Here is a 15,237-nt window from a genome sequence, read left to right on the forward strand (position 1 = left end):
CCTTTGTTCGAAAAAAGACAGGGTCTCTTTTCCTCTTTTCCCGTAACGTGGGGAACGTCCAGTCTTACTGTTTTCAGACTGGATTCGTTGAGAGGATAATCTAACGACTAGGGATTGCAGGGCTCACACCATCTCCCGCTCGCTGAAAATATAGTTGGTTAGATTTTGTTCTCACATTTACTTTTATAGGATAAGAACAGATTCTTTGTTTACATCTTCCTCAGTTGCTGCAGTAGTTTCTACGTCAACTGACTCTTTATGTTGTTCACTTTCATCTGTCTGTTGATTTTGTTGAGCCTCAAACTCAGCCAATTCTTTATTTCCAGCCTCGATACGAGCTTGCAACTCAGCAACCTCTTCTGGTGTGAATTGACGAGTCATATCAATTGGCTCTTCCTCTGGTTGAGAAGGAATAGTTTCACCAAGAACTTCACCCACCACTTCTTTAAAGGCTTCATCGCTTGTTTGAAGATACGTTGCTGTTGGGCGAAGAATGTCTTCCCAATCAGATGACTCAACAATAGCCAATTGACTTTCAATCGTAGACTTGAGGCGTTGATGGAATACACGACTCTTGTTCTTCAACTCTTCTGTCTCAACAGCCACTTTCTTAGCGTTATCTGTTGCCTGACGGAGAATTTCATTTGCCTTGTATTTTGCTTCTTCTAGCAAACGCTGAGCGTCCTGTTCAGCTTGTTGAATAATATTGTTCGAACGTTCTTGAGCAGCCTGTTTGACACGCTCCGCAGTATCTTGAGCAATCAAAACTGACTGACTCAAGGAATCTTTCATCTCATCAAAGTAAGACAAACGTTCTTCCAAACTCTTGATGTGTGTTTCTTTGTCGTGATTACTACGAACCAAATCTTCATAGTCACGAACAACGATATCAAGAAATTCATCTACTTCTTCTGGGTCAAAACCTCTAAATCTTGTACCAAAGGTTTTATCTTTAATTTCTAACGATGTAATTGGCATACTTTTCCTCACTTACTTAATAAAAAATAGAATCATTAATTGCTTCTGGTTCTTGCTCGCTTGTTACTGTTCTCTTAGGAATATCATTCGTATAATAGGAAAGACGTTCTTCTAGTTTTTTGATATAGAGTTCAGTTTCATCTTTGTATCGAATCATCTCCTCTAATTCAAAGTAAATCTTATCAAGAAAGAGGTCAACTTCTTCCTGATTGTAGCCTCTGAATGTTCTTGAGAAAGCTTTATCACTTATTTCTTGTGGTGTAATCGACATATTTTTTCTCACTTGCTTAAAAGTAGCCGAACTGTTAGTTTTTTCTTATCCTTTTTGGTCTGACCATTGTCTTTGACAACTTTCAAACGACCAAACTTTCTCACACTGATCAAATCTCCAACTGCAACCTGGTAATCAGATTTTTCAACCACATGATAATTTATCTGGACAGATTTTTTCTCAATCAGTTGACTAGTTTGATTTCTAGATAATTTCAGGGCACTTGATAAGAGGGCATCCAATCGAAAACTTGAAACTAAAATTTCTCGTTCTCTAAAGTCAATTTTAGATATAATCCTATCGGTAAAAGGACGTTCCTCCAGCGATACAGGAAGTCTGCCAATCTTTCTTATTCCATCCTGAAAAAGAGGAATAAAATCACGATTGACAAAAATCTGTGCTCTCTTTTCATCTACCAAGATATCACCAAATAATTTACGGTCAATTCCTAGCTGATTGATGATTGTTCCCAATATTTTTCCATGACTCAGTTGTTCAAACTTACTCGGATAGCAAATCTCTAACAAGGTTATTTCAAAATCTGATATCTCCGGTTCAAAGTAATCTGGATAGAGAAGAACACGAACTGACTCAGTCGGAAGAAAATCACCACTACTTTGGTAACCCAGTCCATATGTTCCAGCTAGCACCCTCAAAATCTGTTCCTGATGGGGATTGATAAAAGGAGTAAGTACCGGTGCGTAGGTATCTTCTACCCGCTTGATCCACTCTAAACCCTTATCAATAAAGGGAATATCATCTTGGGAAAAATGCTGATAAATGGCTCGATTTACTGTCATAATAATAGGACTAGTCGTGTTAAGAGATTTCCAACAAACTGAATCAGAATCAGCGCTGCCCAAACCGTAAAATCAAGGCCAGCAAATTGTAGATTGAGCTTACGAAGGGGCTCAATAACTGGACGAGCAAGTCTGATAACTAGGCGACCTAGCTGGCTTTCATAGGCATTTGGAAACCATGAAAGAAGAGCAAATGCAACGAGAATGATGGAGTAAATGCTAACCGCATTTTGGATTAAACGGATTAAGAAAATCATTATCTTGCTCTATTTCGTTTAATATCAAAACCAAACTCAGCGCTTTGTGATTCATCTGGAAGTTTGATATCTTCAATGTTCACGATAACGTTGACAGGAGTCAATAGATACATCGTACTCGCGACTTTTTTCATATTTCCAGCCAAGACATGACGGGCTCCATCCAAGTAATCAAGGCAACGACGGGCTTGAACCTCTGTCATATATTGGAAATCAATCAAAATACTTTCATTTCCAGCCAACAAATCTACAATCTCAGTTGCATCTTCATATTTTCTTGGATAGCGAACGTCGATTGTTACTTTCTCATCAGAACGATGGCTTTGCATCGCCAATTCTTGCTGACGCGCATGAAGACGAGTAATATTTGCATCTTTTGCTGATCCTGACTGAGCAGGTGCTGGTAATTCTTTAGAAGATGAGACGGCTGGACGAACTGTTTCCTCTTGTTGAGGCTGGTAGTTAGTTGTTTCCTCTCCATCTTCTGTGAAATAATCTATAAATTTATCGAATTTATCTTTTAAAGACATAGCTCTCTCCTATTTAAAAAATGCTGTACCGATTCGAACAAAGGTTGAGCCGAACTGAATGGCTTCTTTGAAATCACGACTCATTCCCATACTGAGTTCTGTCATCGGCATATTAGGGATTTGTTTTTCTCTAATTTCTGCCTGCAGAGCTTGTGTTTCTTTGAAAATTTCTTTCAAGTTCTCACTGTCTGCCTCAAAAGGAGCCATGGTCATTAAACCAACATACTCAATCTGATCTAACTTAGCCAATTCTGGCAAAAGTTCTAGCAATTCTTCTTTCGAAAACCCATGCTTGCTTTCTTCCCCGGAAATATTGACCTGTAAGAAACACTTGATAACATGATCTGTTCTCTTTTGAATTTCCTGGGCTAACTTTAGGGAGTCTAAAGCATGAAAGTAATCCACATATGGGATTACTTCTTTTACTTTCCGTCTCTGTAGTGTTCCTATTAAATGCCAAGTGACTGGGTAATCTTTCAGGGCCTGATATTTTTCTAAAAATTTATCAACCCGATTTTCACCGATATGATGGATGCCAAGCGGAAGCAAGGCTTCCGCTGTTTGTACATCTACATATTTTGTCACTGCGATTACTGAAACAGCATCTAGATTACGGTTGGCTTTTTGACTAGCATCAGCAATTTGCTGAAAAACTAATTCAGTATTTTTTTTCAAATTCATTGATTAACGATTTTTGAAGAATGGAGGTGTATCCAATTCATCCTCATCTTGTGAAACTGGTGTTTCAAAGCGTTCAACTGGTGAAACAACGGGATCTGTTTGGCGAACAATTGACTCACGGCGCAAGTCCCAATCTCCAAAAGCAGATGCTTGGTTGGTTTCAAAGTGACGCGGACTTGATTTAGGTAGCTCTGCTGTCTCTTCTAAGTCGAATTGACGGTCAAATGTGTGTGCTTGTGAAGTTTTAGTTGATGGTCTACCGGCTGGTTGGTTAGTAGCAGAACCGACTACTTTTTCTAGTCGTTCTTGGCGAACACCTGTCGCTACAACAGTCACACGGATTTCATCCTTCATGCTTTCGTCGATAGATGTTCCAAGCCAGATGTTTACACCTTTACCAGCTGCTTGGTTGACAATTTCTGAAGCTTCTTCTGCTTCAATCAACGTTAAATCAAGACCACCAGTAACGTTGACAATCACATCCTCGGCACCATCGATAGTTGTTTCAAGAAGTGGAGAGTAGATTGCTTTACGAGCTGCTTCAACAACGCGCTCTTCACCACTACCAATACCGATACCCATAAGGGCATTCCCTTTATTTGCCATTACAGTTTTCACGTCAGCAAAGTCAAGGTTAATCAATCCTGGGTTCGTGATCAAGTCAGTAATCCCTTGAACACCTTGGCGAAGAACGTTATCTGCTTCACTAAGAGCTTCCAGAAGCGGTGTTTTCTTGTCAACAATTTCAAGCAAGTTGTTGTTAGAGATAATCAACAAAGTATCAACATGCTCGCGAAGTTCATTGATTCCTTCTACAGCGTACTGACCACGTTTGCTTCCCTCAAATCCGAAAGGACGTGTCACGACACCAACTGTAAGAGCACCAAGATCTTTAGCGATACGTGCAATAACAGGGGCAGCACCTGTACCAGATCCACCACCCATACCAGCAGTGATGAAGACCATGTCTGCACCGCTGATTGCTTCCGTCAAAGCTTCTTCGCTTTCTTCTGCAGCTTTGCGTCCAACTTCTGGACGACCTCCAGCACCCAAACCACGAGTCAATTTTGGACCAAGTTGGATAACGGTTTCTGCTTTCGTACTGCTAAGTGCTTGTACATCAGTGTTGGCTGCGATAAATTCTACACCAGCAACACCTTCGTCAACCATGCGGTTGATGGCGTTGCCACCACCACCACCGACACCAATTACCTTAATAACTGCGCCTTGAGCTGCTGCTGTATCAAATGAAAATGTCATAATTTCTTATCCTCTTTTATTCATCAAACATGCTTCCGATTAAACCACGGAAACGTTCTGTTAGCTTCGGTTTACTTTGAGAACTTGCTTGGAATTCTTCCTTGGGAGCAACTGGAGCTTCCTGTACAGTTTCAACTGGAGTTGTCTGTGTTGGGCTTGGTTGCGCCCCAGGATTCAAACGTTGATTTGGAATGCCAAAGTTAATTGGTTTTTGACGAAGGAATTCATCTCCTTTAACTGCTTTTTGAGCAAGAAGATTGACTTCAGTCAATTTACCAGCAAACTCAGATAAACTAATTACGTGAGCAAATGCAGGGTTGCGAATTCCAACCTGATTTGGTACATAGAGTTTTACACGAACACCAAATACTTCTTGAGCTAATTCAACAACGCCCGGCAAAATTGCATTTCCACCGATAAGGACGATACCTCCTGGCAAATCTAACAAGTGTCTTCTTTCCAACTCTTGTTTGATTTGGTCAAAGATATGTTTGATGCGTGCTGAGATAATTTCTGCTAAGTAGCTCTCTGTCACTTCAACAGGCTCTACTTCACCAATTACTTCAACTTGGAAAGTTTCGTTACTTGCTAGTGGAACATAAGCTTCACCATAGTTCAGTTTCAAACTTTCTGCAATCTTTTGAGATGTTTTCAAGACTTTAGAAATGTCTTTAGTAACGTAATCTCCACCTTCTTGGTAGATGTTGGTGAATTGCAATTCTTGATTGCGGATAGTCGCTACAGTAGTCTGACCTCCACCCATGTCAATGACAGTCGCACCAAATTCACGTTCGCCTTCATTGAGAACTGAGTTTACAATCGCCAAAGGTGAAATAATCACATTATCAACCTGGATACCTACACGTTCGACTGTCTTGCGAAGATTATGTAGAATCGTACGAGGACCTGTGTAAAGCAGACCACGCATTTCCAAGCGAACACCCATCATACCACGAGGGTCACGGATTCCTTGGAAACCATCCACGATGAATTCTTCTGGAATAAAAGTAATCACTTCACGATCAGGAGTCATGCTCTTTGTCAAAGCTGATTTAACAACATCTTCAACATCCTGATCTGTGATTTCTTTTGTATCTGATGTAACAGGAATCATTCCTTGTGTTGGTTCGACCTGCAGAAGATTTGCTGGAAGACCAACGTTGACAGACTTGATAGAAATGCCTGCTTTCTCTTCTGCCTGTGTGATTGCGGATTTGATTGCTGAAGCAGCTGCTTCAATATCAACAATAATTCCGTCTTTTACACCTTTACTTTTGGCATTACTAACACCAATTACATTTACTTCGCCATCTCTATGCTCAGCAACTAACACCTTAATGGAGCTAGTTCCGATATCTAAGCCTGTAAAAAAACCATCTCTAGTCATTACATCGCATCCTCTCTATCTTCCAAGTTTCTCACTTCTATTTAATAACTATGTTTGGGCATAGCTATTCAAAGAATATTATAACACAAAAAAACTAATCATGCTTAGTTTTTCGTAAATTTCCTGCATGTTTTTTGAGAAAATATTAGAAACTTTTTCTTCTGGAAAAAGTTTTTGATGTTCTTGTCAACAATTCGATAATATTTATAACCCATCAAAAAAAGAAGGTCTATTTAGACCTTCTCTTGAATAAATTCTTCCGATTTTTGCTGTAAAAAAATCTCTAGCAATTTTGCTGTTACGCAAATTGCTATCACGATAACGCTCGAAACAATAAGGTAATTCAAAAGTTGTCCTTGATTCCCAACAAGTGGCGGTCTTGTTAAGAAACCATAATCCCCACTGACAACTAAATTAACAACCCATATCAAAGCGTTCAAGGTGAAGGTAATCACCGCTACATTTTTGAAGTTGAGCAAGGAAGCTTCATAGTTTTTAAACAAGTATAAGAGGGCATTTCCCAAAAGTGCCACATGTCCGATAATGAAGGACAGGATGGTCACGTGTGGAAACGGATAAGGATCAAATAGTGGATAAGTCAGAGCCGCTGTTGCCCCAAAGGTTCCTAGAAGGGCAAAGTATTGCTTGTACTTAGAGGTTCCCGGGATCAGGAGCAAGACAAACATGGCGATACGACAATGATAGAAAGGTAAACTTTCTGACAGGGGCAGATGGTTTCCCCAATACCAGCCATACAGAACAATCAGTTGAACAGATTGAAGAATCTGAATAAATCGTTGGTAAGCCACTTTGTCGCGAAAACGATAAGAAGCGTAGAAAGTAAAGGCCAGTAAACATAACAAACCAATATACCAGTGGAGTTCAAACTGGGGCGGTTCTGATATCTGCGTGGTAAATAATTTATCCCACAAATTCATATTCTATTCCTCATTCATCTAGCTAAGTGAAAATAGAGGATCCACTCTCTCCTAGCTTTCTTTGTTCTCATTTTTATCAGATTTGATTCCAGAACATGTCTTAGAATCTTAAGGTGTTCATTTCTCAACCTATTATATCATTTGTATTGCAGAAATGCACCTTGCAGATACCCTTTTTTGATTTGTCAACTTCTCTAGCATAAACTAATCAACATATTGGTCTCTTTGTCCTTTATAAACCTGCCAAATAATCTCCATTTGCTCCTTGGTGATGCGTTTTTCAGATAAGACTGGCAATTGGTCAATGGCAAAAAATTGAAGCTCAGCAATTTCTTGATTCTCTTGAAATTGTCCATCAAGAAGCTTACATTCAAAGACAAACTTTGCATATTGTTTGCTCTGCAGTTGGAAACGATTAGTATCAAAAACTGCAAGTAACCTTTCAGCTTTTGCTGTAAAGCCGGTTTCTTCTTCAATTTCTTTAAGAATATTTTCGGTTGGAGAGTAGCCGACTTCACCAAAACCACCTGGCAAAGCCCAACTATCCTCCCCTTTTCCTCTAACTAAACAGACTTTTTCATCCTCAACAATCCAAGCACGGACGTCCATCAGAGGAGTTGCATAAGCGGACGTTGGTTTCAAGACTTCTGCCACTTCTTCTGCATCGAGGTCTGATACCTGATTCAACATTTCAGATAACAGACTTCGCAAGTCCTCGTAGCGCTCACGGTCGAAAGGATCTTTTGTAAAGGTTAATCCAGTATCCGTAATGGCTAGCATTCTTTGCAGATACTTGGTAAAATCACTTGCATTCATTTTCTAAACTTTCTACCAGCTTGGCTAGATTCATGGAGTTAGAGCCTTTGAGCAAAATTTGGTCATTGGCACCGAGTCTTTCCTTAACTTGCTTGACAAGGTCTTCAAATTGATCTTCGCTCGCAGTTTTCTTAAAGTAGAATACATGACCGATTGGGAACATTTGACTAGCCAGTTGTGCCAATTCGGCAATGTCTTCTCCGTAGAAAATAACGGTATCCAGCACATCTGGCGAGAGGCTCAAAATCATCTGGTTATGGAGTTGAACAGACTGGTCACCAAGTTCCTTCATGTCCGCTAAGACAGCGATTTTCTTGCCCCCTTCATTAGCTGGGATGGCAGAGAATGTCTCCAAAATCAACTTCATAGCAGTTGGATTGGCATTGTAGACATCTGACAGGATATCTGCTCCATTGGCTGCTTTCTTCCACTCAGTACGATTACGGGTCAATTCTAGGTTCTGAAAGGCCTGATGAATCTGTTCCTCTGAAACTCCTTCTTGTAGGGCAACATAAGATGCAATCATAGCATTGGTGGCATTGTACTTACCTGTCACTGGCAAATCGAGGGTTTGTTCCAAAAAATTAGCCTTAAAGGTCAGACTATCCTTGCGCTCAATCAAGTCTGTAATTTCCAGCTCTGCTCCTTGCCCAAAACGAACCACCTTTTTATCAGTTGGCAAGTAGTCCTCTACGATAGGGTCAGCTGGAGCCAAGAGCAAGGAACCAGGTGCCATACCGTCTGCAATTTGCATCTTCCCTTTAGCGATTTCCGAACGGTCTTTGAAAAAGGCCAAATGGGCTTCTCCAACCAAGGTCACGATGGCTGTCTTTGGATGAGCCAATTCAGACAAGAGATGAATATCCCCCAAGTGATCCTGCCCCATCTCCAAGACCAACTTTTCTGTCCCTTCAGGCATGTGGAGAACTGTGTAGGGAAGTCCAATCTCGTTATTGTAATTGCCTTGAGTTTTGTAGGTCTTGTAGGTTGTTGATAGCAAGTGCGCCAACATATCCTTGGTCGTTGTTTTACCATTTGAACCCGTTACCGCAAAGACATCAACTGCTGTTTTTTCAAGATAGTAGGCAGCTAGGGTTTGAAAGGCAGACAAAACGTCATCTACTAAAATGTAGGGATGATTTGCAACCTCTTTCTCAGACAAGGTTACTGCTGCACCATTTTCAAAAGCTGTTTCGATAAAGTCATGACCATCACGTGCACCTTTGAGGGGCACAAACAAATTTCCCGTCCCAATCAAACGACTGTCAAACTCAGCCTTTTCTAACTGGGCATCCTCAAAGATACTGACATCATTTTTAGCTCCAACAGCTTGGGCGACTTCATGGATTGTTAGTTTCATTTCTACTCCTTTAAAAAGGGTTGAAGTCCGAGAACTCTAATCACCTACAGTGACGATTCTGGCTTCTACCCCTTCTTTCATTTTATAGCAAATGCGCTTCGTGCTTGTTAAAGCTCTCCTTAGCAAGGTCAACCAAACGCTCGATTAGTTCTGGATAGCTGATTCCCATATTGTCCCAAAGTAGTGGGTACATAGACCACTGGGTAAAACCTGGCATGGTATTGAGCTCGTTTAGGAAAACCTCGCCCTTATCTGTATAGAAGAAATCACAACGAGATAGACCAAGGCCACCGATCGCACGGAAGGCAGTTTCTGCATTTTGACGCATGACAGCTACTACATCATCACTAATCTTGGCTGGGATGTCCATGGTAATCTTGTTGTCAATATACTTGGCATCGTAGTCGTAGAAAGCAACGTCCTTGACCACTTCACCAGGAAGCGTGCTCTTAACATCGTAGTTTCCCAAGAGACCAACCTCGATTTCACGGGCATTCACTCCTTGCTCAACCAAGACACGGCTGTCATATTGGAAGGCAAGTTCCAAAGCTTGACGGAGTTCTTCTTGGTTTTCAGACTTAGAAATACCGACACTTGAACCCATGTTTGACGGTTTCGTGAAGACTGGATAAGTCAATTTTTCTTCAACTTCAGCGATTTTAGCAGTCACATCATCACCTTCAACGATGGCCACATAAGGAACTTGGGCAATCCCTACAGATTCTAAAACTCGCTTGGTCGTGATTTTATCCATGGCAAGGCTTGATGACAAGATATTGCAGCCGACATAGGGCATTTTCAAAACTTCAAGAAATCCTTGAACAGAACCATCTTCTCCCATCGGACCATGAAGGACTGGGAAGACCACTGCACCTTCTTCGTAGATGGCACTTGGCGCTATTTTCTTGCCCCAGTCAATAGTCGCATTTGTCATGAGACGATCCTCTTGACCTGGAGTCCGGCTAAATTCCTGTGTTTTGATAAAGTCACCTGACTGGCTGATAAAGAAAGTCTTGACTGTGAAACGGTCGTAGTTGACCGCACGCATAACACTTTCAGCTGACAATACAGACACTTCACGTTCTGCACTGCGTCCGCCGTATAAAAGAATAATTGTTTGTTTCATATTGTTTGTCCTAATTCTAATAGAATATTCGTTCTTTAGTATATCATATTTGCTTCTTTTTTAAAACTTGAAGCTAATACTGATCTTCAAAAAACATAAAAAGAGACCGATAAAAACAAAGTCGGTCTCCTCGATTTTTGTATAATGAATTGAGTTTGTAAACTGGTCTTCACCTACAACTCTGTCCGATTTTCAATGGCTCGTAAAAGTGTGACCTCATCCGCATACTCGATATCTGCTCCCACGGCTAGGCCTCGTGCTAGGCGAGTGACCTTGATACCAGCTGGTTTGAGCAAACGAGAGAGGTACATAGACGTCGCTTCCCCATCTGCTGTCGCATTGGTTGCCACGATTACCTCTGAAACCTCACTATCCATGAGACGGGTCATGAGGCTCTTGAGATTGATATCGTCTGGACTGATACCATTCATAGGAGAAATGAGACCGTGCAAGACATGATAGAGTCCGTGGTATTCTTGGATATTTTCCATAGCAGCCACATCGCGACTATCCTCTAGCACTAAGATCGTTGTCTGGTCTCGAGTCGGATCTGTGCAGATAGAGCAGGGATCATCATCGGTCAAGCGACCACAGATGGAACAATAGGTCAATTCCCGCTTGGCAGATAGGAGATTTTTTGCAAATTCATTGACATCGTCATCAGACATTCCAATGGTATAGAAGGCGAGACGAGTAGCCGTTTTGATCCCGATACCTGGAAGCTTCGAATAGCTATCAATTAACTTGGCAATAGGTGTTGGATACAGCATAAGTTCCTTTCTAATTCATTGGATGTTGTTGGTTATAAAGATTGATGATATCACGCGCAATTGAAGGTCCGACACCATTTGTTAGGTTGGTGTTATGAGGAAAGACGACTGCGACCGCGATTTGAGGATTATCGGACGGAGCATAAGCAACTGCGTTGGTATTATTGGCCTTTTGACCGCCATTAACATAACTTTCGGCCGTCCCCGTTTTCCCGCTGATGGAAACGGCTGCGCCATTTGAAAAGGCACGACCAGTTGTCAGAGCGCTCGTTCCATGCGAAACTTGATAGAAACCTTGGTGCAAGAGGGCCATATCCGCTTCTGAGATATTGATCTTGTTCAGTTCCTTGGTGGCTGTTTCTTGAACTAGATTACCTAAGCCACCTTGTTCATTGTTTCCATAAACTCCCTCAACGATGTGAGGAGCCAATCGTACGCCATTGTTTGCAATGGTTGCGACATACTGGGCTAACTGCATAGGTGTGTAGTTATCAAACTGGCCAAAGGCGTTATTAATATAGTTGGCCAAATCAAATTCTTTTGGTGTAAATCCTGTAGATTCATCTGGGAGGTCAATCTCTGTTGAAGCTCCAAGTCCATATTCCCCAAAGGTTGATCGCAACTTGCCCATTGCAGTTTCTAACTGATCAGTTGCGACTATCATATTTGGCTGGTAGGACTGCCCCATGATCCCTAGCGCAGTCTGAACCATGTAGGTATTAGAAGAGTACTCTAGAGCCTCAACTGCTGTGATAGGGAAGGAGCCATAGGACAAGGTATACCATGAATTGATCGGAGCCGAACCTTGGAAAACAATCGGCTGATCTGTCAAAGTTTGATTTCCTGACAAGACCCCATTTTCCCAACCAGAGCTAAGGGTTGCTGCCTTAACGACAGATCCTGGAACAAAGACATTGGTTATCGTTCCTAGCGAATCTGAACTTAATTCACCGGATTCGACATCATGCTTGACACCCGACATCGCTAGAACTGCACCGGTTTTAGGATTGAGGGCTACAGCGTAGACTCCTTCAGAGTATTTGGCTCCACCGTTACCCAACTCTGAGTTGAAGTAGCTCTTGAGTAGATCATCTACACCATTCTGAAAAGTTAGGTCAATCGTTAGTTTGATGTTGTTTCCTTTGCTTCCTTCTTCGACATTTTCTACACTTTCCATATTCCCGTGTTTGTCGAGGTGGATTTCCTTGACGGAGCGTTTGCCTTGAAGAACATCTTCATATTGCTTTTCAAGATAGGAAGTTCCCACTCGGTCATTGAGAGAATACCCTTTTTTCAAATAAGCGTCCACTTCCTCCGCTGGAAGACCTGATTTTTCACTTGATACACTACCTACAATTGAAGACAAAGAAGTGTCTAGGACTTTCCGATCCCATGAAGTTGAAATACTAATCCCTGGTAATTCCTTGGATGCTGATGCAACGAGAGCAACTTGGGTATCATTCAAGGCATCCGTAGAAATGGTGCCCGTCGCAAAATTTTCAACGGCATTGAGCTGACTAAAGAGATAGATTTCCTTTTTCTGGTCATCTGTATAATTGAGTTGACTCACGTCAATACTTTCAACTGCATTATTGTAGAGAGTCGCTTCAGATAAGCGGTTCCCATCTGAATCTAGGCGTTTATCACTTGGCAAGGATTCGACTGTTGTTTTGTAAACGTCCTGGTCCGCCAAGTAGTAGTCTGCAATCTGACGGTCTGTCAAATTAGGGGAGGTCACATTCACATATGTGAGAAGTTTCTTGGCTGTCTCCTTCAATTCTGCTGCTGTCATTTTATTGTTTCGTGTGAAAGAAACAACCTGCTTGACAGTGTTTTCTACCAAGGGTTTCCCTGCCGCATCATAGATCTGTCCACGAGCTGAACTGGTTGTTACCCTTGTCTGGCTGGCTGAGGCCAATTTTGTTTCATAGAAATCTTTATTGAGCACCTGCATGTATAACAATCGACCAATAATGGCCATAAACAAGAGGATAACAATGGCAAACAGTAAATTAAGCCGAATAGGAATCGAATGGCTATTGAATTTTCTCATACAACTAAGACTCTTTTCTAGAAAAATTTCCGATTTTCACCTTTATTTACATATAAAATAATAGAGCAAACAGGTGAAGCTCAGTACTTTTCATTGTACCATATTTTACGGAGAAACTCTTGGAAAAGTCGAAGCATTTTTTGACTTTCAACTGAAAATGCCTTTTTATTTGGTTATCCTAACTTCTATGATATAATGATAGTAATAGTTAGGAAAGCGTTAACCTTTAAGACTTTGACTCATAAAAAGGAGCCTCATGAACAAGCCAGATATCGCAACCATAATCGACCTCCATTTTGAAGAATTAACCGAGCTCGAGCAAGAAATCGCTCGCTATTTTTTACAACCTGAAACGAGTCAAGATGATCTTTCTTCTCAGCAAGTTACCCAGAAATTACATATCTCCCAAGCAGCATTGACCCGCTTTGCCAAAAAGTGTGGTTTTACAGGTTACCGAGAATTCGTCTTTCAATACCAGCATCAGGCTAGTAAACCGGACACTCATTTCCACAAACATAGTCCTTTGACCAAACGTGTTTTGCGAAGCTACAGTATCATGCGAGAACAAACGCAGGATTTGATTGACGAAGAACAACTGGAACGCGTTGCCCAGTTAATCGAAGATGCTGAGCGTGTCTACTTCTTTGGAACAGGTAGTTCCGGTCTTGTCGCTCGTGAAATGAAACTGCGTTTCATGCGTCTGGGTGTAGTCTGTGAAGCCTTAACCGATCAGGACGGCTTTGCATGGACGACCAGCATCATGGATGAAAATTGTCTAGTACTCGGTTTCTCACTTTCTGGTACAACTCCTTCTATTTTAGACAGTCTATTAGACGCAAAAGAGATGGGGGCCAAGACCATCCTCTTTACCAGCGCTCCAAACAAAAATAGTCAGGCCTATACAGAGACCGTTCTTGTTGCTAGCCACAGCCAGCCTTCCTACATTCAACGGATATCCGCTCAGCTCCCCATGCTCTTCCTTATAGATTTGGTTTATGCCTACTTTTTGGAAATCAATCGTGAAAGCAAGGAGAAAATCTTTAATAGCTATTGGGAAAATAAAAAACTCAATGGCTATCGTAGACAAAAACGCGTTAGAAAATCCTAGTTTGGTTGAACCAAACTAGGATTGTTTTGTTTTGAAATGATAATAGGCACCCAACATACCTGCTGTGTTTTGGTGATGGGCAAATTCTAATCGTGTTTTTTCAGCTAGGCTTGGCACCAAGGCCGCCTTCAAGGCTGTGCGGATCTTCGGTTTGAGGATAGCCTCTTGCCCCATGATCCCGCCACCGAGAATGACCACTTCTGGATTGGCAACGTAGCAAATATTTGCCAGACCTTTCCCAAGGTAGTCTACCATGCGGTCAATACCAGCCATACAAATCTTGTTTCCTTCAGTAGCTTCCTTGAAAATGCGTCGGCCATTCCACTGATCAACTGGATCGCCATGACCTGTTGCTACATATTCTACCAAGGCTGTCGTAGAAGCCAAGTCTTGGAAAGCTCCATCCTGCATGTGCATATAACCAACTTCGCAAGCTGAGTTGCTAAATCCATGGAAAACTTTCCCATCCATAATCAAGCAACCACCGATACCTGTTCCAATGGTCAAACAAAGTGTCACACTCGCTCCCTTGCCTGAACCAGATACTGCCTCAGCAAGACCTGCACAGTTGACATCATTTTCAATTTCGCAAGGAATCGCAAAGCTAGTCTCGATTTCCTTCTTGAACTGGGTTCCTGCATAGTTGGGAATCTGAGGACCAGCATAGAAGATTTCACCCTTATCAGGATCCACCATCCCTGCAGAAGAAATGGCAACACCTGCTACTGGGCCCTTTTCTAAATAGCTGGCTACGATATCTTTTGTCTTTTGTAAGATATGGGGTCCACCCTTATGCGCCTCAGTTGGCATTTCATGCGATTCAACAAGTTGGCCTTCTTGGTCGATCAAACCATATTTGATGTTGGTTCCGCCAATATCAATTGCAACGTAGTGTGTCATAA

The 15,237-nt window shown here is 41.7% G+C and carries 16 protein-coding genes; 1 reads left to right on the forward strand and 15 read right to left on the reverse strand.

The features are described from left to right. Window positions 1–183 precede the first annotated feature (183 nt). The 14 genes from STO1_RS06990 to pbp2b form a co-directional block, all read right to left on the reverse strand. Window positions 184–978, reverse strand: a complete 795-nt coding sequence (locus STO1_RS06990; protein ID WP_096422589.1) for a DivIVA domain-containing protein — start codon at window positions 976–978, stop codon at window positions 184–186. A gap of 16 nt (window positions 979–994) precedes the next feature. Beyond that, on the reverse strand, window positions 995–1,249 hold the full coding sequence (locus STO1_RS06995; RefSeq protein WP_000028988.1) for a DivIVA domain-containing protein: 255 nt from the start codon (window positions 1,247–1,249) through the stop codon (window positions 995–997). 8 nt (window positions 1,250–1,257) lie between these two features. Next, complete coding sequence (locus tag STO1_RS07000) at window positions 1,258–2,049, reverse strand: YlmH family RNA-binding protein (protein WP_096422591.1); 792 nt, start codon at window positions 2,047–2,049, stop codon at window positions 1,258–1,260. After that, a complete protein-coding gene (locus tag STO1_RS07005) occupies window positions 2,046–2,306 on the reverse strand; it encodes a YggT family protein (protein ID WP_000576501.1) in 261 nt (86 codons plus the stop codon). Before STO1_RS07005 ends, STO1_RS07000 begins: the two co-directional genes overlap by 4 nt. Continuing rightward, window positions 2,306–2,836, reverse strand: coding sequence for a cell division protein SepF (locus STO1_RS07010; RefSeq protein ID WP_096422593.1), 531 nt, complete (start codon window positions 2,834–2,836; stop codon window positions 2,306–2,308). Before STO1_RS07010 ends, STO1_RS07005 begins: the two co-directional genes overlap by 1 nt. A gap of 9 nt (window positions 2,837–2,845) precedes the next feature. After that, window positions 2,846–3,517 carry a YggS family pyridoxal phosphate-dependent enzyme gene (locus tag STO1_RS07015; RefSeq protein ID WP_084938981.1) on the reverse strand — a complete coding sequence of 224 codons (672 nt, stop codon included), beginning with the start codon at window positions 3,515–3,517 and terminating at the stop codon, window positions 2,846–2,848. Window positions 3,518–3,520: 3 nt separating this feature from the next. Continuing rightward, window positions 3,521–4,777 (reverse strand): cell division protein FtsZ, encoded by a 1,257-nt coding sequence (gene ftsZ, locus STO1_RS07020; protein WP_096422595.1) that lies wholly within the window; start codon window positions 4,775–4,777, stop codon window positions 3,521–3,523. 16 nt (window positions 4,778–4,793) lie between these two features. Next, window positions 4,794–6,164, reverse strand: coding sequence for a cell division protein FtsA (gene ftsA / locus STO1_RS07025; protein ID WP_096422598.1), 1,371 nt, complete (start codon window positions 6,162–6,164; stop codon window positions 4,794–4,796). Between the two features lie 233 nt (window positions 6,165–6,397). Continuing rightward, window positions 6,398–7,102 carry a YwaF family protein gene (locus tag STO1_RS07030; RefSeq protein WP_096422600.1) on the reverse strand — a complete coding sequence of 235 codons (705 nt, stop codon included), beginning with the start codon at window positions 7,100–7,102 and terminating at the stop codon, window positions 6,398–6,400. 204 nt (window positions 7,103–7,306) lie between these two features. Continuing rightward, window positions 7,307–7,918 (reverse strand): NUDIX hydrolase N-terminal domain-containing protein, encoded by a 612-nt coding sequence (locus tag STO1_RS07035; RefSeq protein ID WP_096422602.1) that lies wholly within the window; start codon window positions 7,916–7,918, stop codon window positions 7,307–7,309. Next, window positions 7,905–9,278, reverse strand: coding sequence for a UDP-N-acetylmuramoyl-tripeptide--D-alanyl-D-alanine ligase (locus STO1_RS07040; protein ID WP_061588646.1), 1,374 nt, complete (start codon window positions 9,276–9,278; stop codon window positions 7,905–7,907). Before STO1_RS07040 ends, STO1_RS07035 begins: the two co-directional genes overlap by 14 nt. 82 nt (window positions 9,279–9,360) lie before the next feature. Next, window positions 9,361–10,404, reverse strand: a complete 1,044-nt coding sequence (locus STO1_RS07045; protein WP_061588647.1) for a D-alanine--D-alanine ligase — start codon at window positions 10,402–10,404, stop codon at window positions 9,361–9,363. Window positions 10,405–10,577: 173 nt separating this feature from the next. After that, window positions 10,578–11,174 (reverse strand): recombination mediator RecR, encoded by a 597-nt coding sequence (gene recR / locus STO1_RS07050; RefSeq protein WP_000966754.1) that lies wholly within the window; start codon window positions 11,172–11,174, stop codon window positions 10,578–10,580. 10 nt (window positions 11,175–11,184) lie between these two features. Continuing rightward, the gene (gene pbp2b / locus STO1_RS07055; protein ID WP_061588648.1) at window positions 11,185–13,227 is read right to left on the reverse strand and encodes a penicillin-binding protein PBP2B; all 2,043 of its coding nucleotides are present in this window, start codon (window positions 13,225–13,227) and stop codon (window positions 11,185–11,187) included. A gap of 256 nt (window positions 13,228–13,483) precedes the next feature. On the opposite strand from pbp2b, the gene STO1_RS07060 reads away from it, so the two are divergent. Next, the gene (locus STO1_RS07060) at window positions 13,484–14,335 is read left to right on the forward strand and encodes a MurR/RpiR family transcriptional regulator (RefSeq protein ID WP_096422604.1); all 852 of its coding nucleotides are present in this window, start codon (window positions 13,484–13,486) and stop codon (window positions 14,333–14,335) included. A 15-nt stretch (window positions 14,336–14,350) separates the two neighbouring features. On the opposite strand, the gene STO1_RS07065 is transcribed toward STO1_RS07060, so the two are convergent. Continuing rightward, window positions 14,351–15,235: an ROK family protein gene (locus STO1_RS07065; protein WP_061588650.1), complete on the reverse strand. Its 885-nt coding sequence runs from the start codon at window positions 15,233–15,235 to the stop codon at window positions 14,351–14,353. Window positions 15,236–15,237: the final 2 nt, after the last annotated feature.

Source organism: Streptococcus oralis subsp. tigurinus (assembly GCF_002356415.1).
Taxonomy (GTDB): domain Bacteria; phylum Bacillota; class Bacilli; order Lactobacillales; family Streptococcaceae; genus Streptococcus; species Streptococcus oralis_F.